At 62.8% G+C, this 20,973-nt stretch carries 23 protein-coding genes; 11 read left to right on the forward strand and 12 right to left on the reverse strand.

Annotation, left to right across the window (positions count from 1 at the left end; genetic code table 11):
• Positions 1–4 precede the first annotated feature (4 nt).
• A complete protein-coding gene (locus CO655_RS21130; RefSeq protein WP_097666369.1) occupies positions 5–724 on the reverse strand; it encodes an anti-sigma factor in 720 nt (239 codons plus the stop codon).
• On the reverse strand, positions 721–1,260 hold the full coding sequence (locus tag CO655_RS21135) for a sigma-70 family RNA polymerase sigma factor (protein WP_010032097.1): 540 nt from the start codon (positions 1,258–1,260) through the stop codon (positions 721–723). Before CO655_RS21135 ends, CO655_RS21130 begins: the two co-directional genes overlap by 4 nt.
• A gap of 145 nt (positions 1,261–1,405) precedes the next feature.
• On the opposite strand from CO655_RS21135, the gene argB reads away from it, so the two are divergent.
• Complete coding sequence (gene argB, locus CO655_RS21140; RefSeq protein ID WP_097606884.1) at positions 1,406–2,293, forward strand: acetylglutamate kinase; 888 nt, start codon at positions 1,406–1,408, stop codon at positions 2,291–2,293.
• A 93-nt stretch (positions 2,294–2,386) separates the two neighbouring features.
• Here argB and CO655_RS21145 read toward each other — a convergent pair whose 3' ends face one another.
• Positions 2,387–2,752: a metalloregulator ArsR/SmtB family transcription factor gene (locus CO655_RS21145; RefSeq protein ID WP_064681329.1), complete on the reverse strand. Its 366-nt coding sequence runs from the start codon at positions 2,750–2,752 to the stop codon at positions 2,387–2,389.
• A 167-nt stretch (positions 2,753–2,919) separates the two neighbouring features.
• On the opposite strand from CO655_RS21145, the gene CO655_RS21150 reads away from it, so the two are divergent.
• Positions 2,920–3,858 carry an acyl-CoA desaturase gene (locus CO655_RS21150; protein WP_097666371.1) on the forward strand — a complete coding sequence of 313 codons (939 nt, stop codon included), beginning with the start codon at positions 2,920–2,922 and terminating at the stop codon, positions 3,856–3,858.
• Between the two features lie 349 nt (positions 3,859–4,207).
• Positions 4,208–5,356: an alpha-hydroxy acid oxidase gene (locus tag CO655_RS21155; RefSeq protein ID WP_097666373.1), complete on the forward strand. Its 1,149-nt coding sequence runs from the start codon at positions 4,208–4,210 to the stop codon at positions 5,354–5,356.
• A gap of 59 nt (positions 5,357–5,415) precedes the next feature.
• Here the strand turns inward: CO655_RS21155 and CO655_RS21160 are convergent, their stop codons facing one another.
• Positions 5,416–6,186, reverse strand: a complete 771-nt coding sequence (locus CO655_RS21160) for an isocitrate lyase/phosphoenolpyruvate mutase family protein (protein ID WP_097606882.1) — start codon at positions 6,184–6,186, stop codon at positions 5,416–5,418.
• A complete protein-coding gene (locus tag CO655_RS21165) occupies positions 6,183–7,256 on the reverse strand; it encodes a trifunctional transcriptional activator/DNA repair protein Ada/methylated-DNA--[protein]-cysteine S-methyltransferase (protein ID WP_097606881.1) in 1,074 nt (357 codons plus the stop codon). Before CO655_RS21165 ends, CO655_RS21160 begins: the two co-directional genes overlap by 4 nt.
• Positions 7,257–7,563: 307 nt before the next feature.
• Between CO655_RS21165 and CO655_RS21170 the strand changes: the two genes are divergently transcribed.
• The 3 genes from CO655_RS21170 (at position 7,564) to CO655_RS21190 (ending at position 10,012) form a co-directional block, all read left to right on the forward strand.
• Positions 7,564–8,001 (forward strand): DUF805 domain-containing protein, encoded by a 438-nt coding sequence (locus CO655_RS21170; RefSeq protein WP_097666375.1) that lies wholly within the window; start codon positions 7,564–7,566, stop codon positions 7,999–8,001.
• Between the two features lie 297 nt (positions 8,002–8,298).
• Positions 8,299–9,036 (forward strand): pyrimidine 5'-nucleotidase, encoded by a 738-nt coding sequence (locus CO655_RS21175; protein WP_097666377.1) that lies wholly within the window; start codon positions 8,299–8,301, stop codon positions 9,034–9,036.
• Between the two features lie 358 nt (positions 9,037–9,394).
• A complete protein-coding gene (locus tag CO655_RS21190; RefSeq protein WP_097606878.1) occupies positions 9,395–10,012 on the forward strand; it encodes an EF-hand domain-containing protein in 618 nt (205 codons plus the stop codon).
• An 89-nt stretch (positions 10,013–10,101) separates the two neighbouring features.
• Here CO655_RS21190 and CO655_RS21195 read toward each other — a convergent pair whose 3' ends face one another.
• Entirely contained in the window at positions 10,102–10,962 is an 861-nt protein-coding gene (locus CO655_RS21195; protein WP_010031366.1) for an LOG family protein, read from the reverse strand.
• A gap of 193 nt (positions 10,963–11,155) precedes the next feature.
• On the opposite strand from CO655_RS21195, the gene dapD reads away from it, so the two are divergent.
• The 3 genes from dapD (at position 11,156) to CO655_RS21210 (ending at position 13,893) form a co-directional block, all read left to right on the forward strand.
• Positions 11,156–12,016, forward strand: coding sequence for a 2,3,4,5-tetrahydropyridine-2,6-dicarboxylate N-succinyltransferase (dapD, locus tag CO655_RS21200; protein WP_097606877.1), 861 nt, complete (start codon positions 11,156–11,158; stop codon positions 12,014–12,016).
• Between the two features lie 100 nt (positions 12,017–12,116).
• The gene (gene dapE / locus CO655_RS21205; RefSeq protein ID WP_097666379.1) at positions 12,117–13,310 is read left to right on the forward strand and encodes a succinyl-diaminopimelate desuccinylase; all 1,194 of its coding nucleotides are present in this window, start codon (positions 12,117–12,119) and stop codon (positions 13,308–13,310) included.
• Positions 13,297–13,893, forward strand: a complete 597-nt coding sequence (locus tag CO655_RS21210) for a hypothetical protein (protein ID WP_097666381.1) — start codon at positions 13,297–13,299, stop codon at positions 13,891–13,893. The genes dapE and CO655_RS21210 overlap by 14 nt, the downstream gene beginning before the upstream one ends.
• 17 nt (positions 13,894–13,910) lie before the next feature.
• Here the strand turns inward: CO655_RS21210 and truA are convergent, their stop codons facing one another.
• The 6 genes from truA to CO655_RS21240 all read right to left on the reverse strand — a co-directional run bounded on the left by truA (position 13,911) and on the right by CO655_RS21240 (position 18,525).
• The gene (gene truA, locus CO655_RS21215) at positions 13,911–14,717 is read right to left on the reverse strand and encodes a tRNA pseudouridine(38-40) synthase TruA (RefSeq protein WP_097666383.1); all 807 of its coding nucleotides are present in this window, start codon (positions 14,715–14,717) and stop codon (positions 13,911–13,913) included.
• Positions 14,717–15,652, reverse strand: coding sequence for a methionyl-tRNA formyltransferase (fmt, locus tag CO655_RS21220; RefSeq protein ID WP_097666385.1), 936 nt, complete (start codon positions 15,650–15,652; stop codon positions 14,717–14,719). Before fmt ends, truA begins: the two co-directional genes overlap by 1 nt.
• A 20-nt stretch (positions 15,653–15,672) precedes the next feature.
• The gene (locus tag CO655_RS21225; protein ID WP_097666387.1) at positions 15,673–16,092 is read right to left on the reverse strand and encodes a type II toxin-antitoxin system VapC family toxin; all 420 of its coding nucleotides are present in this window, start codon (positions 16,090–16,092) and stop codon (positions 15,673–15,675) included.
• Positions 16,089–16,349 carry a plasmid stabilization protein gene (locus tag CO655_RS21230; protein WP_009991317.1) on the reverse strand — a complete coding sequence of 87 codons (261 nt, stop codon included), beginning with the start codon at positions 16,347–16,349 and terminating at the stop codon, positions 16,089–16,091. The genes CO655_RS21225 and CO655_RS21230 overlap by 4 nt, the downstream gene beginning before the upstream one ends.
• 65 nt (positions 16,350–16,414) lie before the next feature.
• The gene (gene def / locus CO655_RS21235; protein WP_097606966.1) at positions 16,415–16,930 is read right to left on the reverse strand and encodes a peptide deformylase; all 516 of its coding nucleotides are present in this window, start codon (positions 16,928–16,930) and stop codon (positions 16,415–16,417) included.
• Positions 16,931–17,028: 98 nt separating this feature from the next.
• Positions 17,029–18,525: a globin-coupled sensor protein gene (locus CO655_RS21240; protein WP_097666389.1), complete on the reverse strand. Its 1,497-nt coding sequence runs from the start codon at positions 18,523–18,525 to the stop codon at positions 17,029–17,031.
• A gap of 203 nt (positions 18,526–18,728) precedes the next feature.
• Between CO655_RS21240 and CO655_RS21245 the strand changes: the two genes are divergently transcribed.
• Both CO655_RS21245 and CO655_RS21250 read left to right on the forward strand, forming a co-directional pair.
• The gene (locus tag CO655_RS21245; protein ID WP_097666391.1) at positions 18,729–19,952 is read left to right on the forward strand and encodes a DNA recombination protein RmuC; all 1,224 of its coding nucleotides are present in this window, start codon (positions 18,729–18,731) and stop codon (positions 19,950–19,952) included.
• 85 nt (positions 19,953–20,037) lie between these two features.
• Positions 20,038–20,937, forward strand: a complete 900-nt coding sequence (locus tag CO655_RS21250) for a ribokinase (protein ID WP_097606869.1) — start codon at positions 20,038–20,040, stop codon at positions 20,935–20,937.
• Positions 20,938–20,973: the final 36 nt, after the last annotated feature.

Consider the following 20,973-nt stretch of genomic DNA (forward strand, 5'->3'; position numbering starts at 1 on the left):
CTGTTTATGGCCGGTGCACCGTGCCGCTTGCGACGATCGGGCCGGTCGCCTGTCCGGTCGGCGAGCCGCCGAAGGGTTCGAGGCTGACGGCAAGGGTTGCGCCATCCGTGACATGGTTGCGCAGTTCGGCGGGAATGACGAGCTCACCGCTTTCGCCGGGCTGGAAGACGCCGAGCGATTTCGCCAAGCCGCTGCCCGGCACGAGCCAGAGTTCCAGCGATTTCTCCTCCGGCTTGCCGGCAGCGACCGGCACGATCTTCAGCCGGCCGCTTTGCAGCTCGTAGGACGCGCGGAGATTGATCGTGCTGTTTTGACCCGCAAGTTCGGCCACCAGCGGTGTCGGCCCCTGCGGCTGCGGCACAACACCGGAGGCAAAGATGACGGCGCTGACGGCGACGACGATGCAGGCGAAGGCCAGCGAGCGCCAAAAAACCGCAGAATTCCACAGTCCTTGCGAGAAGGATGCGGGCTTGCCGGCATCGCCGAACAGCCGGGACTCGATCTGCTTGAAGGTTTCGCGGTTCGGCGCGACGCCGTCATATTCGTCGTTGAAGGCGGAGAGATTGGCCTCCCAACGGCTGACGATCGCCGCAAATGTGCGATCGTGGCGCATGCGCTCTTCCACCACCCGGCGGTCCTGCAGCGACAGGACGCCTAACACGTACTCGCCGGCGAGAACTTCGTCTCGGGAGCGGTCTCCCTTGCTTTTGTCGGGCGATGTCATCGTTCCATGCACTCTCTCAGTTTCAAGAGGCTGCGTCTGAGCCAGGTCCGCATCGTGTTCAGCGGAACTCCGAACTGATCGGACAGTTCCTGATAGCTCAGCCCTTCGACATAAGCCCGTTTCACCGCGACCGCACGATCAGCTTCCAACTCTTCCATGCAGGTGTCAATCCGCCTTCCTTCATCCTTCGTCACTGTCTGCCTTTCCGGGTCGGGCGCGGAATCGGCAAGATCGTAAGCGCTGTCGAGTTCGTCGGCGATGGGCTTGCGCGCGCGCAGCAGATCGATCGACCGGTTGCGGGCAATTGCCGAAAGCCACGCCGAGGATGAGCCCGAGGCCGCCTGGAAGCTGCGGGCGCGTTGCCAGATGCTGATATAGACGTCCTGCAGCGCTTCTTCGGCTTCCCCGCGGTCCTTCAAGATACGCAGGCAGATTGCCAAAAGTTTCGGTGCGGTCTGGTTGTAGAGGGCAGCGAATGCCGTGCGGTCGCCGAGCGCGACGCGGCCGATCAGGTCCTTGATCTCATCGCCTTGCATGCCGTTCCTCATATCGTGCTTGGGCCGTACGGCCGAGCCGAACGCTCGGTCTCCGTGCCACATACGAAAAACTATTGCGCTCTGGATTATTCCCTCTGTCGGAAAGTTGCGATAAAAGGCCGCGATCAATTCCTGCGGGGTCCCCATGAACGAGTCCGAAAGCGAAATCCAGGCACGTCTTCTCGCCCAGGCGCTGCCCTTCATGCAGCGTTATGAAAACAAGACCATCGTCGTGAAATACGGCGGTCACGCCATGGGCAATCCCGAACTCGGCAAGGCCTTTGCCAGTGATATCGCGCTTCTGAAGCAGTCGGGCGTCAACCCGATCGTCGTTCATGGCGGCGGTCCGCAGATCGGCGCCATGCTGAACAAGATGGGCATCGAATCGAAATTCGAAGGCGGGCTGCGCGTCACCGACCAGAAGACGGTCGAGATCGTCGAGATGGTGCTCGCCGGCTCGATCAACAAGGAAATCGTCGCGCTCATCAACCAGACCGGCGAATGGGCGATCGGCCTTTGCGGTAAGGACGGCAACATGGTCTTCGCCGAAAAGGCGCGCAAGACCATCAAGGATCCGGATTCCAACATCGAGCGCGTGCTCGACCTCGGTTTCGTCGGCGAGGTGGTCGAGGTCGACCGCACGCTGCTCGATCTGCTTGCCCGCTCGGAAATGATCCCGGTCATCGCCCCGGTCGCCCCCGGCCGCGACGGCGCGACCTATAATATCAACGCCGACACCTTCGCCGGCGCCATTGCCGGGGCGCTGAACGCCACCCGCCTGCTGTTCCTGACCGACGTGCCCGGCGTTCTCGACAAGAACGGCCAGATGATCAAGGAACTTTCCGTCGCCGAAGCGCGTGCGCTGATCGCCGACGGCACGATCTCCGGCGGCATGATCCCGAAGGTCGAGACCTGCATCGACGCGATCAAGGCCGGTGTCCAGGGCGTCGTCATCCTGAACGGCAAGACCGCCCATTCGGTCCTGCTCGAGATCTTCACCGAGCACGGCATCGGCACGCTGATCGTTCCCTGATCGGGACTGCGCTCTTCACCGCAAGAAGGGCGCGTCCTCTCACGCCGAACATTTCCCGTTTCCCTCAAGGTCGGAGATGCCCGGAATTCGCAATCAGGGCAATTCTTTCCGGCGCGCCCGCGCCTGGCTTTCTTTCTTGATCGGCCGGCCGACCGGACAGACCTCCTGCACGAAGCCGTTGAGCGTATTGACGAGATTGTTCTCGATCAGCGAATAGTGCACGAACTGGCCCTGTTTCTCCCGCCTGATCAGTCCTGCAGTTTCCAGGATGGAAAGATGCTGCGAAACCGCTGGCTTCGACATGCTGAAGCGGTCGGCGATCTCGCCCGCGGTCAGCCCCGATGCCGAGAGGTAAGCGAGGATCTTCCGCCGCGGCGCGCTGGAAAGTGCGTGGAACACCCGCTGGGCGGCGCCGACGGAGCTGCTTTCTGAAATGTCGTCGAAAGTCTCGTCTTCCAAGTTCCGTCTCCATGCCTGCGCGCCAAAACGTCGCCGCGCCATAATTAAGCAATTAACGTATTGCTTAATTATTTTCATTGGCGCAAAGTAATTAGGTAATTGCTTAATTAATGGATTGGCGGGCGCTGTTCAACTGGAGAATGGGCCCGATGCGAGGAGTTTTTGCCATGCGCAGCATTTCCACCGGACGCATGATCGACAATGGCAGTGATCCCGTGAAGGGCCGCGTGGTCTGGATGCCCGCAAAGTCGATCTGGATCACCACCATGACCGTGATTGCCATCGTGGGCGGACCGCTGACCTTCAGCTGGAGCGCTGTTGCCGTCTTTGTTCTATCGACCGCCATCACGATCTGCCTTGGTCATTCGGTCGGCATGCACCGGCTGCTGATTCACCGTTCATTCAGCGCTCCGATCTGGCTCGAGCATTTGCTCGTCTATCTCGGGACGCTGGTCGGCATGGCCGGTCCCTTCGGCATGATCTATGCCCACGACATTCGCGACTGGGCGCAGCGGCAACGAGATTGCCATGACCTCTATGCCCATCGGCGATCGTTCTTCGTCGACGCCTTCTGGCAGATGCATTGCGCCGTGGCGCTCGACCGGCCGCCGCGCTTCGTCCTTGAAGAGCGTGAGCGGGGCGACCGCTTCTATCGCCTTCTGGAGGCGACATGGATGGCGCAGCAAATTCCCTTGGGACTCCTGCTCTTCGCTCTCGGCGGGCTGCCGTGGCTGGTCTGGGGGATTGCCGTCAGGATATCGGTGTCGCTGACCGGGCACTGGCTGGTCGGCCATTTCGCCCATCGCAACGGCCATCAAGGCTGGAGCGTCGATGACGTCGCGGTGCAGGGATATAATTTGCCGCGTTTCGGGCTGGTGACCTTCGGCGAGAGCTTCCACGGCAACCATCATGCCTTTCCGGAATCGGCCCGGCTCGGCATCGAGCCGGGACAGCTGGACCTCGGCTGGCATTTCATTCGGCTGCTGGCAGGGCTCGGTCTTGCTTCGGCGATCAAGCTCCCGCACACGATCGTGCCGAGGAAGGGCCTGAAGCGCATTGAAATCTCCGAAGAAGCTGGTGGGGCTCATCCTGTCGCACAGCATTGAGCGGTACCGCAGAATATGGCGCGGCGTTCAAGTGAGCCTCACCCTGAGGCACCCCGGAGGGGCCTCGAAGGGCGGGGCGGGTGCGCTGGCGGTCGATGCATGCAAGGAGCGGTGCTGCGGCGTGTCCTTCGAGGCTTCGCCCTGCGGGCTACGCACCTCAGGATGAGGGAGGTTGGAGAATGCCGCGCCGAGGCACAGGCGGGGGAACGCCGCAGATCACCTTCCGCCTGCAGACCACCCAAGCGGCAATATCCATCCGACAGGTCGCAAATTGCACGATCAAGCCTTGGCAAGGTTTCGAATCGTGCTTTAGGTTGCGGCCCGAAAACTTAACGGGTCGAGCAAACAGATGCGCCTTACAGACTGCTATAATTTTCACGATTTCCGGCGCATGGCCAAACGGCGGCTTCCCGGGCCGATCTTCGATTATATCGACGGTGCGGCCGATGACGAGGTGACCTATCGGCGCAATACCGCGGCCTTCGAGGCTTGCGATCTGGTGCCCAACGTTTTGCGCGGGGTGGCCGACATCGATATGTCGGTGACCGTCATGGGGCAGAAGCTGGCGATGCCGGTCTATTGCTCGCCGACGGCGCTGCAGCGGCTGTTCCACCATCAGGGGGAGCGGGCGGTCGCGGCGGCGGCGGCCAAACACGGCACGATGTTCGGCGTCTCCTCGCTCGGCACGATCAGCCTGGAGGAAGCCCGCCAGATCAGCGCCGGACCGCAGGTCTACCAGTTCTATTTCCACAAGGATCGCGGCCTCAACCACGAGATGATGGCGCGGGCGAAAAATGCCGGCGTGCAGGCGATGATGCTGACGGTCGACAGCATCACCGGCGGCAACCGCGAGCGCGACAAGCGCACCGGTTTTGCCATTCCCTTCAAGCTCAATCTCGCCGGCATGATGCAGTTCGCCATCAAGCCCTCCTGGGCGATCGACTGGCTGACGCATGAGCGCTTCGCCCTGCCGCAGCTCGAAAACCACGTCAAGATGGATGGCGGCGCGCTGTCGATCAGCCGCTACTTCACCGAGATGCTCGACCCTTCCATGTCGTGGGACGACGTGGCGGAGATGGTGCGCGCCTGGGGCGGGCATTTCTGCCTGAAGGGCATCATGTCGGTCGAAGACGCCAAACGCGCCGTCGAGATCGGCTGCACCGGCATCGTGCTGTCCAATCACGGCGGGCGCCAGCTCGACGGCTCGCGCAGCGCCTTCGATCAGCTCGCCGAGATCGTCGATGCCGTCGGCGACCGGATCGACGTGATGATGGATGGCGGCGTGCAGCGGGGCACGCATGTCCTCAAGGCCTTGTCGCTGGGGGCGAAGGCCGTCGGCCTCGGCCGCTACTATCTCTTCCCGCTTGCCGCGGCCGGACGGCCCGGCGTCGAACGGGCGCTGGAGACGATGCGCACCGAGATCGAACGCGGCATGAAGCTGATGGGCTGCACCTCGGTCGACCAGCTGACGCGGCGCAATCTGCGCTTCCGGTCCTGAGCGAACGGGATGTCGTTTTCGGGCCGCAGCCTTTCATGCGGATGCGGCCCGCAAACATCTCAGAACAGGCTGTAAATCGCCGCCGCCTCCTGTTTCAGCTTTTCCATCATCGACCGGTAAGGCCCCGGCCCATAGCTGATGCGGCCGACGCCGAGCCGTGCCAGAGTTTTCACATCGGGGGCGCCCGCCCGCATCATGACATTGACCGGCAACGACGATGCCGCGCAGATCTTTTCGATCAAACCGGGATCGATCAGGCCGGGCACGAAGAAGCCGTTGCCGCCGGCGGCCGCATAGGCCCTGCCCCGCTCAATCGCCTCGTCCACCAGACCGGCATGTTTTGCAAGATCGCTCTCGGCCAGGAAGAGATCGGTGCGGGCGTTGATGAAGAAGGGGATGTCCTTGGCCTCGGCCATGGCGCGAATGGCGCGGATGCGGGCCGCCTGGCTCTCGGCGGGATAGAGCCCCTCGCCGGCAACCACCCGATCTTCGAAATTGATGCCGACGGCGCCGACCTCGACCAGCCTGGCGACATTGGCCGCCGCCCCCTCGGGCTCCGCCGAATAGGCGCCTTCGAAATCGACGGAAAGCGGCAGGTCGACGAAATCGGTGATGGATTTTGCCGTCTCGACCAGCACCGACATCGGCAGCTTCTCGCCATCGGCATACCCGTGCGCTGCGGCGACCGACCAGCTTCCGGTCGCCAACGCCTTGGCGCCGGCTTCCGCCACCGCCTTCGCCGTGCCGGCATCCCAGATATTGTAGAGGACGATCGGATTGCCCTTCTGGTGAAGCGCGCCGAATGCTCGGGCCTTTTCAGTCTGGTTCATGCTGTCTCCTCCATCTTTGTTTCTGTGCTGATCTTCTCTTCATGGCGCAGCAGCCATTGCTTGCGCCAGAGGCCGCCGCCGTAGCCGGTCAGCGACCCGTCCGCGCCGAGGATACGATGGCAGGGCACGATGATGGCCAGCTGGTTGGCGCCATTGGCGCGGCCGACGGCCCGCACCACCTCCGGCCTTTGCATCTCCCTGGCGAGATCGCCATAGGCGCGCGTCCGACCGATCGGAATCTCCATCAGCTTTGCCCAGACATGCTTTTCGAAGGGCGTGCCGCCAAGCGCCAAGGACGTCCTGAAGACGCTGAGCCGGCCCTCGAAATAATCCCGGATCTCCGCCTCGATCTGATCGATGACGGGGGTGCGGCCGATCGCGACCGAGGAGCGGACGCGTTTCTGCAGCGCTTCGAGCTCGGCCGGCAGCGCCTTGCGATCGTGAAATTCGAGAAGATGCAGATGCGTCTTGTCGGCAACCGCGATCATCGGCCCGAGCGGCGTGTCGAACCAATCGGCAAAGAGCAGTTCGCGGTTCTGCGAAAGCGCCGGCGCCTTGCCGACGAGCCGCTGGAAAGCCGCGCGAAAGCCGCTCGGCGATTCGTATCCGGCTTCGATCTGCGCATCGATGACACGCGCCCCGTCCGCCAGCTGGCGGGCCGCTTCGCCGAGCCTGATGTAACGGACGATATCGTGGAAGGTCATGCCGAGCGCCCGTTTGAAGGCGCGGCGCACGGTCGAGGGATCATGGCCGCGGCGCACGAGCTCGTCCTCGCTCCAGCGAACCTCCGGCTCGGCCTCGAGCCGGGCCAGCAAGGCGTCGACGACCGGCTCCCGGCCCGGCTGCTCCAGCGGCCTGCAGCGCCGGCAGGGACGAAAGCCGGAATGCATGCAGGCGGCGATCGTCTCGAAGAACAGGGTGTTTTCCCGCTTCGGCTTGCGCGCCGGGCAGGTCAGACGGCAGAAGACGCCGGTCGTCTTCACGCAGACGTAGGCCTGACCCTCGTAATCGGCGCTGCGCGCGATCAGGGCGTCATAGAGTGTGTCATCATCGGGGCGTTCGAACAGCATGTCCGCTTTCTACCATTCCGCGCCTGCCGCGTCCGCCGAAAATCGGGCGTCTATTTTAAAGACTTATTCCGTTCGCGCAGGGATATCCCTCATTGTACACGAACGATCGGTGGATTGAGATTGGAGGAAACAGAAGCTCAACGATGGCGGCAGCTAGCGCCCGCATAATGCAACGTTGAGGACTGCGCGTCGATTCGCTAGATGTTTAGTCCCCGACGTTTGATGGTGCAGTATTTTCCTTGCTTCGATGCAACCGTCTAACTATGAGCGCGAGAGTGTTTTTCCCGATCAGTTGTGAGGGGGTACAGTGCTCAAAACATTCTCGTTACGGGGCAGACTTGGTCGTCTTCGCTATTTACTGTTCAATCTGGCAGTCGTCGCTATCGCCGCGGCCGCAGTATTCACGCTCACTCGCCTACTGACGCTGGTCGGAACTCGGCCGGCGTTTTCAATGGTTCAGGGGTTAGTCCTCCTAACCTATGTGCTGGCTATCATTGCCAGCCTTTGCCTGATGGTGAGGCGACTGCATGACTTCGATCAGAGCGGCTGGTGGACGCCTTCCGTCTTTGTGCTTCACTTGGTCTACAGCTATTACGAGGCAGTTGGCTCTCTGATCGGGGAAATTCTCATGGGCAGCTTTCTGCTGGCGGTCCATCTTGCAATCATCCTCACCCCTGGCTCGAAGAATCCCAACAGGTTTGGCGAAGTCCCCGGCTCCGCCGGGGCGCCCGTCGTGATCCCGTGATCTTGGACCGAATGGCGATGTGGCGCAGGTAACCGGCAGTGATTTCGTTAGTCAAAAGGCTCGGCGGGTGGACGTATCGGCATTTGCTGCGCTCCTCGCCAGACCGCCTCGGCGATAGCGCGGACCGCTTCGGCTGCCACCGCCGGTATCAGCGCCTCCGGTCCTTGTCCCTTCGCCGTCATGTCCGACCGAACACCCTTACATTCCGAAACCCACGGCCGCGCTTCACGAATGGAATAAGTCTTCTATTTTACTCTTGTCGATTTCTTTGCGGTCGCAGCCATGCCATAAGACCGCATGACAAAGATCGACCGCACCCCCGAAAAAGCCGATTTCGACCACGTTACCGACTGGGTTTTCGACCTCGACAACACGCTCTATCCGCATCACGTCAATCTCTTCGCGCAGATCGACAGGAACATGACCGCCTATGTTGCCGCACTCTTACAGATGGAGCGGGAAGAAGCGCGCAAGCTGCAGAAGCAATATTATCTCGAGCATGGCACGACGCTGCAGGGTCTGATGATCCATCACGGTATCGATCCGAACGACTTTCTCGAAAAGGCGCATGCAATCGATTATTCGGCGCTGATGCCGCAGCCGGAACTCGGGCAGGCGATCAAGGCGTTGCCGGGGCGTAAATTCATCTTCACCAACGGCAGCGTCAAGCATGCCGAGATGACGGCGGGAGCGCTCGGCATTCTCGAGCATTTCGACGATATCTTCGACATCGTCGCCGCCGATTACGTGCCCAAACCGGCGCAGGCGACCTATGACAAGTTTGCGGCGTTGAAGCGCGTCGACACGGGCAAGGCAGCGATGTTCGAGGATCTGCCGCGCAATCTGACGGTGCCGAAGGCACTCGGCATGCAGACGGTGCTGCTCGTGCCGCGCAATCTGGAAGAGACGGTCGTCGAATGGTGGGAAAAGACCAGCGGCGAGGAGGATCACATCGATTTCGTCACCGACGACCTCGTTGCATTTCTCGGCAAGGTGACCAGATCCGGCGGCTTGAGCTTTTCCGGGTTAGATTGAAGCATTCTGTTGGCTCAAATGGAGTCGGATGGTCGACCGGCCGGCGCGCGTCGCAGCCCAGCGCTACGGCCAAGCCGGCCGGTCGATCAGCCGGCCCGTCTCAGCCAACCCGAAGGGCCGGGCATTTTTCCGCCAGGATCAGAGGCGCTCGGCTCGGACATACCTTGGGGTATGCCCGTCGCCAATCGCCTCTGCCCTGACGAAAACCTGCTCCGGCAGAATGCTTCAATCTAACCAGGAAAAGCTCTACCGGTCACCTTACCAAAGTTTCACCCAGCTTACCGATGTTTAACTGGGTCTTTTGGGTCCGCTGCCCTAGCCTCTTTCGTCAAGGGACACCTTACGAAAGGGAAACACGATGTACCGCAACAAGCTGATAGTGGCAGCGCTCTCCTCCGTCCTCATTTTCGGCGGAGCCGCCGGGGCAAGCTTTGCCGCACCCGGCAACGGGCCGCGTCCGCATCATGCCGGCATGGACGGTCCGGGCCGCGACGCCTTCCTCGAAATCACTTATGTCCGCATGCTCAAGGAGTTCGACGCGAACAAGGATGGCAAGGTCTCCAAGGAGGAAGCGACCGGCGGCCTCGACAAGATCTTCGCCGCGATCGACACCAACAATGACGGCTCGCTGACTCCAGGCGAAATCCGCCAGTACCGGCAGACCCAGCTGCAGGCGATGAAGGATCAGCACAAGCAGGAGGCCGGCGGCGAAAAGGACGCGAACGCCGCGCCCGACATGCCGGATAACGAGGCCGGGCGGCCGCCCCGCGACGGGCATGACGGCCATCACTGGATGCGCCATGGCGGCACCTTCATGCGCGCCTCGATGATGATGCGCCGGGCCGACACCGACGAGAACGGCCAGGTTTCCAAACAGGAAGCGGTTGCCGCCTTCGACAAGCTGTTCACCCGCATGGACCGCAACAAGGACGGCGTCATCTCGATCGACGACATGCCGGACCGGCCGCTCCTGTAAGGCTGGACGAACCATTGCTCCGCTCTTTCCCCGCTCCGGCGGGGAAAGGGACAACTCTCGCGATCGGGACCTGCGCTCAGGCCCTATTCTTAGTGCTCGTAGAAATCCTGGACGATCTTCCATGCGGCGTCGGCCGTGTCGACGAAGCTGATCAGCTTGACGTCATCAGGCGCGATCGTGCCGAATTCGGCCAATGCCTCGAAATTGATGATGCTGCGCCAGAAGGCCTCGCCGAACAGGATCAGCGGCAGCCGCTCCATGCGGCCGGTCTGGATCAGCGTCAGGCATTCGAAGAATTCGTCGAGCGTTCCGAACCCACCGGGAAAGACCGCGATCGCCTTGGCGCGCACCATGAAATGCATCTTGCGAATGGCGAAATAGTGGAAGTTGAAGCTGAGCTCCGGCGTCACATAGGCGTTCGGCGCCTGCTCGTGCGGCAGCACGATGTTGAGGCCGATCGAGGGTGCGCCCTCGTCGGCCGCGCCGCGATTGCCCGCCTCCATGACGCCGGGACCGCCGCCGGTGACAATGACATATTCCTGGAAATCGAAGCTGGCCGAATATTTCGAGCAGAGCCGGGCGAATTTGCGGGCCTCGTCATAATAGACGGACGCCGCCTCCAGATTGACGCGCTGGATGTCGTTGCGCGCCGCCCAGGCGCTCTGGCCGGGGGCGGGAATGCGGGCGCCGCCGAACATGACGACGGTCGAGCGGATGCCGCGTTCCGTCAGCATCATCTCGGTCTTCAGCAGCTCCAGCTGCAGGCGGATCGGCCGCAATTCCTCGCGGCAAAGGAAATCCTCGTCGACATAGGCAAGGCGATAGGCAGGCGACATCGTCTGCGGCGTCTTCGGCACGGCTTGGGCCCGCTGCCTGTCGGTCGAACTGCTTTTCAGCGGGTCCCATACGCCATCCTTGCGCCTAGAACCGCCGTTTCGTCCCTTCGCCATGTCGAAATGCCTTTCAGTACTGCCGGCCTTAGTGCCGGATATGTCGCTATAACGCCTTGAAACCAGATTGATCCTGCCCGAAAAATAATTCCATTCTACGGGCGCATGCTGTAGAGCAGGACACAATCCCGCCAACCGCAATTCCGGAGACTGCGCCGTCTCCACGATAAAGATCGAAGTTTAAGGAATTCCCATGAGCGCCACCGACCTCGCATCCCTCGAAAAGACCATCGAAGCCGCCTTCGACAATCGTGACAATGTGAACATGTCGACAAAGGGCGAGGTCCGCGATGCTGTCGAAGCAGCACTCGATCTGCTGGATGCCGGCAAGGTCCGCGTGGCGACCCGCGGCGCCGACGGCGCCTGGACGGTCAATCAGTGGCTGAAGAAGGCGGTGCTCCTGTCCTTCCGCCTCAACGACATGGAAGTGGTCAAGGGCGGCTCGGGCAATTCCACCTGGTGGGACAAGGTTCCCTCGAAATTCGAAAACTGGGGCGAGAACCAATTCCGCGCCGCAGGCTTCCGCGCCGTGCCCAACTGCGTTGTGCGCCGCTCGGCCTATATCGCGCCGAACGCCATCCTGATGCCCTCCTTCGTCAATCTCGGCGCCTATGTCGGCGAAGGCACGATGGTCGATACCTGGGCGACGGTCGGCTCCTGCGCACAGATCGGCAAACATGTGCATCTCTCCGGCGGCGTCGGCATCGGCGGCGTGCTGGAGCCGATGCAGGCCGGCCCGACGATCATCGAGGACAATTGCTTCATCGGCGCCCGCTCCGAAGTGGTCGAGGGCTGCATCATCCGGGAAGGCTCCGTGCTCGGCATGGGCGTTTACATCGGCAAGTCGACCAAGATCGTCGACCGCGCCACCGGTGAAGTGATGTACGGCGAAGTGCCGCCCTATTCCGTCGTCGTCGCCGGTTCGATGGCCTCGGCCAATGCGACGATGGCAAACGGCCAGCCGGCGCCGCACCTCTACTGCGCCGTCATCGTCAAGCGCGTCGACGAACAGACCCGCTCCAAGACCGGCATCAACGAGCTGCTCAGAGATTGATGACACCGGCACATTGATCCGTTAAACAGACGGCGTCTTTTTACGCGAGGCGGCTCCGCCTTGCCATGTCTTTGCCATTCCCGCCGGATAGTTCGACGCCATGACCGCTACCGACCCCGTCGCCAATCTCCAGACGTTGATTCGCTGCCCGTCCGTGACGCCCGCCGAAGGCGGCGCGCTCACGGCGCTCGACGCCATGCTCGCGCCGCTCGGCTTTACGGTCGACAAGGTGACGGCACGCGAAGAGGGCACAGCCGATATCGAGAACCTCTATGCCCGCCTCGGCGGCGACGGCCCGCATCTGATGTTTGCCGGCCACACGGATGTCGTGCCGGTCGGTGACGAAGCGGCCTGGACACATCCGCCCTTTGCCGCCGAGATATCAAAGGGCGAGCTCTTCGGCCGCGGCGCCGTCGACATGAAGGGCGGCATTGCCTGTTTCGTCGCCGCCGTCGCCCGCCATATCGAGAAGAACGGCGCGCCGGCCGGCTCGATTTCCCTGCTGATCACCGGCGACGAAGAAGGCCCGGCGATCAACGGCACCGTCAAGCTGCTGCAATGGGCCACGGAGCGCGGCGAGCGCTGGGACGCCTGCCTGGTCGGCGAACCGACCAATCCCGACAGGCTCGGCGACATGATCAAGATCGGCCGTCGCGGCTCGCTATCGGGCAGGATCACCGTGCACGGCGTGCAGGGCCATGCCGCCTATCCGCACCTTGCCGACAATCCGGTGCGCGGCATCGTCCAGCTGACGCAGGCGCTGATGGATCCGCCCTTCGACGGCGGCACCGATGATTTCCAGCCGTCGAACCTCGAAGTGACGACGGTCGATGTCGGCAATCCTGCCACGAACGTCATTCCGGCAAAGGCATCGGCAAGCTTCAACATCCGCTTCAACGACAGCTGGACCGTCGATACGCTGCGTGCGGAAATCCTGCGGCGGCTCGATGCCGCCGCCGGCAACGGCCAGCTGCGCCCGGGCCGGGAGCCGGTGAAATACGATATCGTCTGGGCCGACCGGCCGAGCCACGTCTTCCTCACCCGCAACAATGCGTTGATCGCCTCGCTGTCTTCGGCCGTCGAAAGCGTCACCGGCCGGTCGCCAACGCTTTCGACCACCGGCGGCACGTCGGATGCCCGCTTCATCAAGGACTATTGCCCGGTCGTCGAGTTCGGCCTGGTCGGTCAGACGATGCACATGGTCGACGAACGTGTCGCCGTTGCCGATCTGGAGACGCTGACGACGATCTACGAGACCTTCATCGACCGCTGGTTCGCCCATGCCGGGTCTTAAGGAAGTCCAGTATTATCTGGCCGGCCTGTGGCTGCTGATCCGGATGGATCCGCGCGGCTTCCGCTTCCTCGATCTGTCGGAGCGTGGCGTCAACCGCTCGTTCTGGGCGATGGCCTGGTGCCTGCCGCCGATGGGTATTTCCTGGCTCTGGTGGCGACAGGCCTTCCTGCGGTCGATGCCGCCGGAAGCCGATGTCAATTTTGCCTTTTTTGTCAGGCTCGGCCTCGTCGAGGTCGCCAACTGGTTCGTGCCGCTGGTCTTTGCCGGGGTGCTGCTGCTGGCCTTCCGCATGGGCGAGCGCTTCGCCCCCGTCGTCGTCAGCGTCAATTGGCTCGGCGTGCCGCTCTCCTATATCAACGGCCTGCTGCTGGCGCTGGTGTTCTTCCTGCCCGGCACGGTCGGCCTCGTCTCGCTGCTGCTGCTCGCCTTCATGCTGGCGCAGGTCTTCGCGCTGGCGCGCATCCTCAGGATGATCTGCCATGATCACGCGCTGATGGTCGGAGCACTGACGCTGGTGCTGCTGGTGCCGTCGATGATCCTTTCGGAATATCTGCAGCACTTCCTCGGCATCTATCCCGCCTGAGCCGGGCCGCGGAGGCTCTACGATAGATCGTCACCGTCATCGGTGTCAGTAACCGGCCTGCGGCGGTCGGTGATCACCTCGGGATAATCCACCTGCAGGAAATAGAGCCCGTCGGGCGGTGCCACCGGGCCGCAGGCCTTGCGGTTGCGCGCTTCGAGTGCGGCCTCGACATCGTCGGGCGTCCACTTGCCCTCGCCGGCGAGCTTCAGCGTGCCGGCGAAGGAACGGATCTGGTTGTGGAGGAAGCTCTGCGCGGTGGCGCGGATCTCGATCAGCGCGCCGCTGCGCGTCACGTCGAGCCGGTCGAGCGTGCGCACCGGGCTGTTTGCCTGGCAATGGGCGGAGCGGAAGGTGGAGAAATCGTGCCGGCCGACCAGCCGCTGGGCGGCGGCGTGCATGACCTCGTGGTCGAGTGTCTTCGGCACCCACCAGGCCTTGCCGGCGTCGAGCGCCAGCGGCGCCCGCCGGCTGACGATACGGTAGAGATAATGGCGCCTGAGCGCCGAGAAGCGGGCATCGAAGAATTCGGGAACCGCCTCGACGTCGAGAATGGAGACGCGCTCGCCGGCAAGCCTCAGATGCGCGTTCAGCGCATTCTGCAGCTGATAGGGCGACCATTCCTTCGAAAGATCGGCATGGATTACCTGTCCCATGGCGTGCACGCCGGAATCCGTGCGGCCGGCGCCGCGGACCGAAACGGTCTCGCCGGTCAGCGACAACACCGCCGCTTCGATGGCGCCCTGCACCGAAGGACCGTTCTCCTGCCGCTGCCAGCCGACATAGGGGCCGCCGTCATATTCGACGGTCATGCGGAAACGCGGCATCAGGAAAGCCTCGTGCCGGCGGCAAGCGGCGTACCGCGGAGGAAATCCGCCGCGGCAAGCGGCTTGCCGCCCGCCTTCTGCAGCCTGGTCAGCCGCACCGCGCCAGAAGCACAAGCGACGACGAGGTCGTCGGTCAGCAACTGCCCGGCAGCGCCCTCTCCCTCAGCCAGCTCCGAGCCGAGCACCTTCACCCGCTCCGGCCTGCCGCCGATCTCGACTTCGAACCAGGCGCCCGGAAACGGCGCGAGGCCGCGGATATGGTTGTGCACATCCGGCGCCTCCCTGGCGAAATCGATGCGCGACTCGGCCTTGTCGATCTTGGCGGCGTAAAGCACGCCGTCTTGCCGCTGCGGCGTCAGCGGCAGGTCGTTCATCTCCAACTTCACCATGGCCTCCGCCATCGCCTTGGCGCCGACCTGCATCAACCGGTCGTGCAGTTCGCCAGCCGTCATGTTCGGGCCGATCTCGACCTCGCGGGTCAGGGCGACGGCGCCGGTATCGAGACCCTTGTCCATTTTCATCACCATCATGCCGGTCTTTTCATCGCCGGCCATGATCGCCCGCTGGATCGGCGCAGCACCTCGCCAGCGCGGCAGCAGCGAGGCATGGCCGTTATAGCAGCCGTCGCGGGTGCCGTTCAAAACCGCCTCGGGCAGCAGCAGCCCGTAGGCGACGACGACGGCGACATCGGCCTTGAACGCGGCAAACCTCTCGCGCTCCTCCGCATCCCTGAAATTGACCGGCGTGAAGACCGGGAGACCAAGCAGCTCGGCCGCCTGATGCACCGGCGATTTCTGCAGATCGAGCCCGCGCCGCCCGCCCGGCCGCGGCGGCTGCGTATAGACGGCGACGATCCTGTGGCCGGCATCGACGAGCAGGCGCAGGGTCGGAACCGAGAACTCCGGGGTTCCCATGAAAATGATGCTAAGAGACATTCTATCTCGCCAATTGAGGATCAGCCGTCTTCAAACGGGTTTACGAGCTTGAGATCAAGCCCCTCGAAATCTCGGGTGTTGCGGGTGGCGAGCGTGGCGCCGTTTGCAAGGCAGATGGCGGCGATCATCGCGTCCTTGGTCTCCATCGGCCGTCCCGCCTTCCTGCGCTGCGCCGCCAGGAGGCCGTAACGATTGGCCGCGCTCAGGGAAAAACCGAGCACGCGGCCGGCAAATTCCGACTCGATCCTGTTGAAGTCGGATATCAATGTTGCCTTCCGCCTGCCGTCATCAAGAAGTTCAAGACCATAGCGCATTTCAGCGACGGCGATCGTCGTCAGGAAAAGCATCTCGACGTCGTAACCATCAAGCCAGCTCAATATCCGCTCGCTATGGGTCCTCCCCTGCAACTCGGAAATCACATTCGTATCGAGGACGATCATGTGTCGAAGCGCGGCGGTTCGCGGTCGTGTTCGTGACGAGATGCGGCGATAGCTTCCACTTCCTCATCGCTCAACTTTTCATCGCTCATCAGCGAGCGCAGGCGCTGCCCGGCGGAAGCCCCCGAACGCCCGACCGCAATCTGCCGGCGGATGATTTCGATCGCCTCTTCCGAAAGGCTGCGGCCATTACGCTGCGCGCTTTCCTGAAGTTGCCGCTTCATTGCGTCCGGAACATCGCGAATAAGCAGGTCACCCATTCGGCACCTCCATTATGATATCAACGATATCATAATGCTTTGTCGAATCATTTTCAACGCAACGCTCAGAGCGCCTTCGATTTCGCCGCCTTGGTGAACTTCTTGATCACCATCTCCCGCTTCAGCCGCGAGATATAATCGATGAACAGCACGCCGTTCAGATGGTCGATCTCGTGCTGCAGGCAGGTGGCGAGCAGGCCGTCGGCTTCCACCATCTGTTCCTTGCCGTTACGGTCGAGATATTTGACCGAGACGACAGCCGGGCGCTCGACCTCGGCATAATAATCGGGAATCGACAGGCAGCCTTCCTCATAGACCGAGCGCTCGTCGGAGGATTTGACGATCTCGGGGTTGATGAAGACCTGCGGCTGCTTTTCCTCACCCTCGCGCGACACATCGATGACGAGCATGCGGCGCGGCACGCCGATCTGGATGGCGGCAAGGCCGATGCCCGGCGCGTCATACATAGTTTCCAGCATGTCGTCGGCAAGGCGCTGCAGGTCGGCGTCCACCCGCTCGATCGGCTGGGACAGCTGGCGGAGAATGGGATCGGGAAGAATGATGAGTGGCTTGATGGTCATGGGCGTTCCCATAACCCATCTTTTCTCACTATGGAATTATCCGGCGGGCGGGGAAGACGCTTTTTTGCATCCCCGCCCGGAATTTTGCCATATTCGCGTCAAGCCGCACGGCGGGCAGCGGTGACGGCGCGGCCTTCCGGCCGGGCGCGGAAGTGCTGCAGCAGCTCGATCAGCTTGCCCACCTCATCGGTGAGGCGGCGGGTTTCCGCCGAGGTGCGCTCGACCATGCCGGAATTCTGCTGGGTGATTTCGCCCATGCTGCGGATCGCCACGCTGACCTCGTTGACGCCGGTTGCCTGATCGCGGGCGGCGGCGGCAATATCGGCGACGAAGCGGTTGATGATATCGATGCGGCTGATCATGTCGTTCAGCGCCTCGCCGGTGCTGGAGACGATGCCCACACCCTGATTGACCTGGGTCGAGCTCTGCGAGATCAGGTTCTTGATCTCCTTGGCGGCTTCAGCCGTACGCTGGGCGAGCTGGCGGACTTCCTGGGCGACGACGGCAAAGCCCTTGCCGGCATCACCGGCGTGCGCCGCTTCGACGCCGGCATTCAGCGCCAGCAGATTGGTCTGGAAGGCGATCTCGTCGATGACGCCGATGATCTTGGAGATTTCGGTCGAGGATTTTTCGATGCCGGCCATCGCCGAGACGGCGCTGGTGACGAGTTCACCTGAATTCTTCGCCTTCTGCTGTGTCTCACGCACGGCGCCGGAAGCCTTTTCGGCATTGGCGGCGGTCTGGCCGACGCTGACGGAAAGCTGCTGCAGGGCGGCCGAGCTTTCCTCGACGCCGGCTGCCTGCTGGGCGGTGCGCAGCGCCAAGTCGTTCGTCGCATTGGAAATGACGTCGGCACCGCTCATGATCTGGCCCGACGTGTCGCGCACGGATGCGAAGGATTGGCGAAGGGCGCTGACGGCGCGGTTGTAATCCTCGGCCATCTGCCTGAAATCACCCGGCAGGTCGGATGGCAAAGTGGCTTCGAGATCGCCGTTCGACAGTGCTTCCAGGCCGCGGCGCAGCTGCTCCAGTGCGATGGCCTGGTCGGATTGCGCCTTGGCGCGCTCCTCTTCCAGCGCACGGCGCTTGGCTTCCAGCGTCTCGAGATAGACCGAGATGGAATAATCCATGTCGAGCATGCCTGATTTGATGACGGCGGACAGCTTCTCGGCCAGTTGCCTGCCCTGCTGGCGCGCGAAGACCGACGGCCACTGCTTCTCCATGATGCCCTTGACGAGCTCGGACATGACGATGGCATAGCCGCCGATATACCAGCGCGGCTCCAGCCCGATGCGGGCATGCGTGCGGCCGACGGCAGTCACGCCTTCGACATAGCGCTCATCAAACGCACCGCTTGCAAGATTGGCCCAATGATCCTGCTGCCGCTTCTTGGCATGGCCGACATGGTTCCTGTCCGTGAAGAAGCTCGAGACAGCGGGAGTCCTGGCGATCTTGGCGTAGAATTTATCGAGGGCGCCGCCGATCAGCTCGGCAATCACAGGGCGCAGCTCCCGCATCGACTTGCGCGCCGCCTCGTCCAGTTCGATGAAATCGAGACGCTGCTTGAGCGCGCTGTCGGTCTGCTGGGATGTCATGGGTATCTCTGTATTTGGCGCGACGGCGCGGGAGGGAATTCTGCGTCACAGCTTTTGGCGAATATGGTTGAGCAATCGTTAAATCCGGCCGCGATTTTCCGCGTTGGCCGGCAAGGCGCGGCGGCCTCCAGAGATATTGAGGAGCGCCGATTTCGTTCACGTTTTGATCTATATCTTGCCGCATCTTCTGTTATGGTTGCGCCATGACCGTCATTTCCGAATCGCTCGCAGCTTCCGTCGCCTCGATCAGCCCGGCCATGCTGGCGCTGGCCGGCGGCGTTCTTGCAGCCCTCATCCTGCTGGTGATCGTCCTTTCTCTGCGCGCCGCCAGCCTTCGCCGCGAACAGGCGGAGGAGGCGGATCTGCGCGCCAGGGAAAGTGCGATGCGCATGGCCGAGCTTTTGAAAATCCAGGCGGAGATGCAGGGCCGCATCACGGCCATGGCCGAGGTCTTCGGCGCGCGGCAAAGCGAACTCAACCAGTCGATCAACCAACGCCTCGACGGCATGTCGCAGCGCATGAGCTCAACGATCACCGAGCAGACCAAATCGACGCATGAAAACCTGCAGCGGCTGCAGGAGCGGCTGGCGGTCATCGATGCGGCGCAGAACAATATCCAGACGCTCGCCAAGGACGTCGTCGGGCTGCAGGCGATCCTTTCCAACAAGCAGACGCGCGGCGCCTTCGGCCAGTCGCGGATGGAGACGATCGTTGCCGACGGCCTGCCGATGGGCGCCTACGCCTTCCAGCAGACGCTGTCCAACGGCTCGCGGCCGGACTGCACGATCCGCATGCCGAACGGCGCGCCGCCGCTCGTCATCGACGCGAAATTCCCGCTCGAGGCCTGGAACGCCATTCGCGACGCCGGCAGCCCCGAGGCCGGCAAGCTCGCCGGCCAGCAGTTCCGCCGCGACATGGAGATCCATATAAGGGATATTGCCGAGAAATACCTGATCCAGGGAGAAACCCAGGATACCGCCTTTCTCTTCGTGCCGTCCGAATCGATCTTTGCCGAGCTCCACGAAAATTTCGAGCCGGTGGTGCAGAAGGCGCACCGGGCGCGCATCGTCATCGTCTCGCCGTCGCTGCTGATGCTGTCGATCCAGGTTATCCAGGCCGTGCTCAAGGACCAGCGCATGCGGGCGCAGGCGCATCTGATCCAGGGCGAGGTGGCGCTGCTGATGGACGATCTCGGCCGCCTCGACGAGCGGGTGCGCAAGCTGCAGGGCCATTTCGCCATGGCGCAGAAGGATGTCGACATGGTCGTCACGTCAGCCGACAAGCTCACCAGGCGCGGCGCCAGGATCGAAGCGCTGGAATTCGAGGCGGGCGGCGATGCCAGGCCGGCCCGCGACGGCGAGACCCCGGCCAAATCGGTGGAAAGCCGCACCGGTCTTCTCAAGCTTCGGGTGGTTGACGAGGAGTGACCGCTTCGGGCAGTGTCTGCCCCGCATTTCATACAAGAGTTGGAACATGACGTCGCCCGCGTGTTCCAAAGGACGGGACATCCTCATGATCACAGTTTTCGGGTCCATCAACATGGATCTCATCGCCACGACCGCGCGCCTGCCGAAGCCCGGCGAGACGGTCGCCGGCAACGGATTTGCCACGGCCGCCGGCGGCAAGGGCGCCAATCAGGCGCTGGCAGCCCGCCGCGCCGGCCGCTATGTGCATATGGCCGGCGCCGTCGGCAAGGATGGTTTTGCCGCCGACGCACTCGCCCTGCTCGATGACGCCGGAACCGACCTCTCCCTGGTCAAGCATGTCGACGGTCCCACAGGCACGGCGCTGATCCTCGTCGGCGGCGATGGTGAGAACATGATCGCCGTGGTCCCCGGCGCCAACGGCTTGGTGACAGCTGGCGATGCCGAGACGGCGGTCGGCAGGATGAACGAAGGCGATATCCTGATGCTGCAGCTCGAAGTGCCGGTCGATGCCGTCGAACGTGCACTGTCGGCTGGCCGCGCCAAGGGCATCACCAGCATCCTCAACCTCGCGCCGCTGATCCCCGATGCGCCGCGTCTGGGGCGCCTGGCCGATATCGTCATCGCCAACGAAACCGAGTTCGAGCGGCTCGCCGGACAGGACGGCATGGACGCCGAAGCACGCGAGGCAGCCCTTCACCGCCTGCACCAGGAGACCGGCCAGACGCTGATCGTCACACTCGGCGGCGATGGCGTCATCGCCATCCGCGACGGGGTCATTTCCAGGGCGCAAGGCCTGAAAATCGATCCGGTCGATACGGTGGGGGCGGGAGACACCTTCTGCGGTTATTTCGCCGCAAGTCTCGATGACGGCCTCGATTTTCCCACCGCGCTGCGCCGGGCGGCCGTCGCCGGCTCGCTCGCATGCCTCAAGGCGGGAGCGCAGCCATCGATCCCGTCAAGCAAGGACGTCGCGGACAGAATATAGTTTCAGTCTCTTTGCGAAGCCGCCGAGAAAACCCGT

This window comes from Rhizobium sp. M1, from assembly GCF_002531805.1.
Classification (GTDB): Bacteria; Pseudomonadota; Alphaproteobacteria; order Rhizobiales; family Rhizobiaceae; genus Rhizobium; species Rhizobium etli_C.

Excerpts from the sequence above, each read along its gene's own strand:
- CO655_RS21195 (WP_010031366.1), bottom strand. The coding sequence starts at position 10,962 with ATGGCGAAGGGACGAAACGGCGGTTCTAGGCGCAAGGATGGCGTATGG.
- CO655_RS21165 (WP_097606881.1), bottom strand. The coding sequence starts at position 7,256 with ATGCTGTTCGAACGCCCCGATGATGACACACTCTATGACGCCCTGATC.
- CO655_RS21150 (WP_097666371.1), top strand. The coding sequence starts at position 2,920 with ATGCGCAGCATTTCCACCGGACGCATGATCGACAATGGCAGTGATCCC.
- CO655_RS21155 (WP_097666373.1), top strand. The coding sequence starts at position 4,208 with ATGCGCCTTACAGACTGCTATAATTTTCACGATTTCCGGCGCATGGCC.
- dapD (WP_097606877.1), top strand. The coding sequence starts at position 11,156 with ATGAGCGCCACCGACCTCGCATCCCTCGAAAAGACCATCGAAGCCGCC.
- argB (WP_097606884.1), top strand. The coding sequence starts at position 1,406 with ATGAACGAGTCCGAAAGCGAAATCCAGGCACGTCTTCTCGCCCAGGCG.
- CO655_RS21190 (WP_097606878.1), top strand. The coding sequence starts at position 9,395 with ATGTACCGCAACAAGCTGATAGTGGCAGCGCTCTCCTCCGTCCTCATT.
- CO655_RS21210 (WP_097666381.1), top strand. The coding sequence starts at position 13,297 with ATGCCGGGTCTTAAGGAAGTCCAGTATTATCTGGCCGGCCTGTGGCTG.
- fmt (WP_097666385.1), bottom strand. The coding sequence starts at position 15,652 with ATGTCTCTTAGCATCATTTTCATGGGAACCCCGGAGTTCTCGGTTCCG.
- def (WP_097606966.1), bottom strand. The coding sequence starts at position 16,930 with ATGACCATCAAGCCACTCATCATTCTTCCCGATCCCATTCTCCGCCAG.
- CO655_RS21240 (WP_097666389.1), bottom strand. The coding sequence starts at position 18,525 with ATGACATCCCAGCAGACCGACAGCGCGCTCAAGCAGCGTCTCGATTTC.
- CO655_RS21225 (WP_097666387.1), bottom strand. The coding sequence starts at position 16,092 with ATGATCGTCCTCGATACGAATGTGATTTCCGAGTTGCAGGGGAGGACC.
- CO655_RS21130 (WP_097666369.1), bottom strand. The coding sequence starts at position 724 with ATGACATCGCCCGACAAAAGCAAGGGAGACCGCTCCCGAGACGAAGTT.
- CO655_RS21230 (WP_009991317.1), bottom strand. The coding sequence starts at position 16,349 with ATGGGTGACCTGCTTATTCGCGATGTTCCGGACGCAATGAAGCGGCAA.
- CO655_RS21135 (WP_010032097.1), bottom strand. The coding sequence starts at position 1,260 with ATGCAAGGCGATGAGATCAAGGACCTGATCGGCCGCGTCGCGCTCGGC.
- truA (WP_097666383.1), bottom strand. The coding sequence starts at position 14,717 with ATGCCGCGTTTCCGCATGACCGTCGAATATGACGGCGGCCCCTATGTC.
- dapE (WP_097666379.1), top strand. The coding sequence starts at position 12,117 with ATGACCGCTACCGACCCCGTCGCCAATCTCCAGACGTTGATTCGCTGC.
- CO655_RS21160 (WP_097606882.1), bottom strand. The coding sequence starts at position 6,186 with ATGAACCAGACTGAAAAGGCCCGAGCATTCGGCGCGCTTCACCAGAAG.
- CO655_RS21245 (WP_097666391.1), top strand. The coding sequence starts at position 18,729 with ATGACCGTCATTTCCGAATCGCTCGCAGCTTCCGTCGCCTCGATCAGC.
- CO655_RS21175 (WP_097666377.1), top strand. The coding sequence starts at position 8,299 with ATGACAAAGATCGACCGCACCCCCGAAAAAGCCGATTTCGACCACGTT.
- CO655_RS21250 (WP_097606869.1), top strand. The coding sequence starts at position 20,038 with ATGATCACAGTTTTCGGGTCCATCAACATGGATCTCATCGCCACGACC.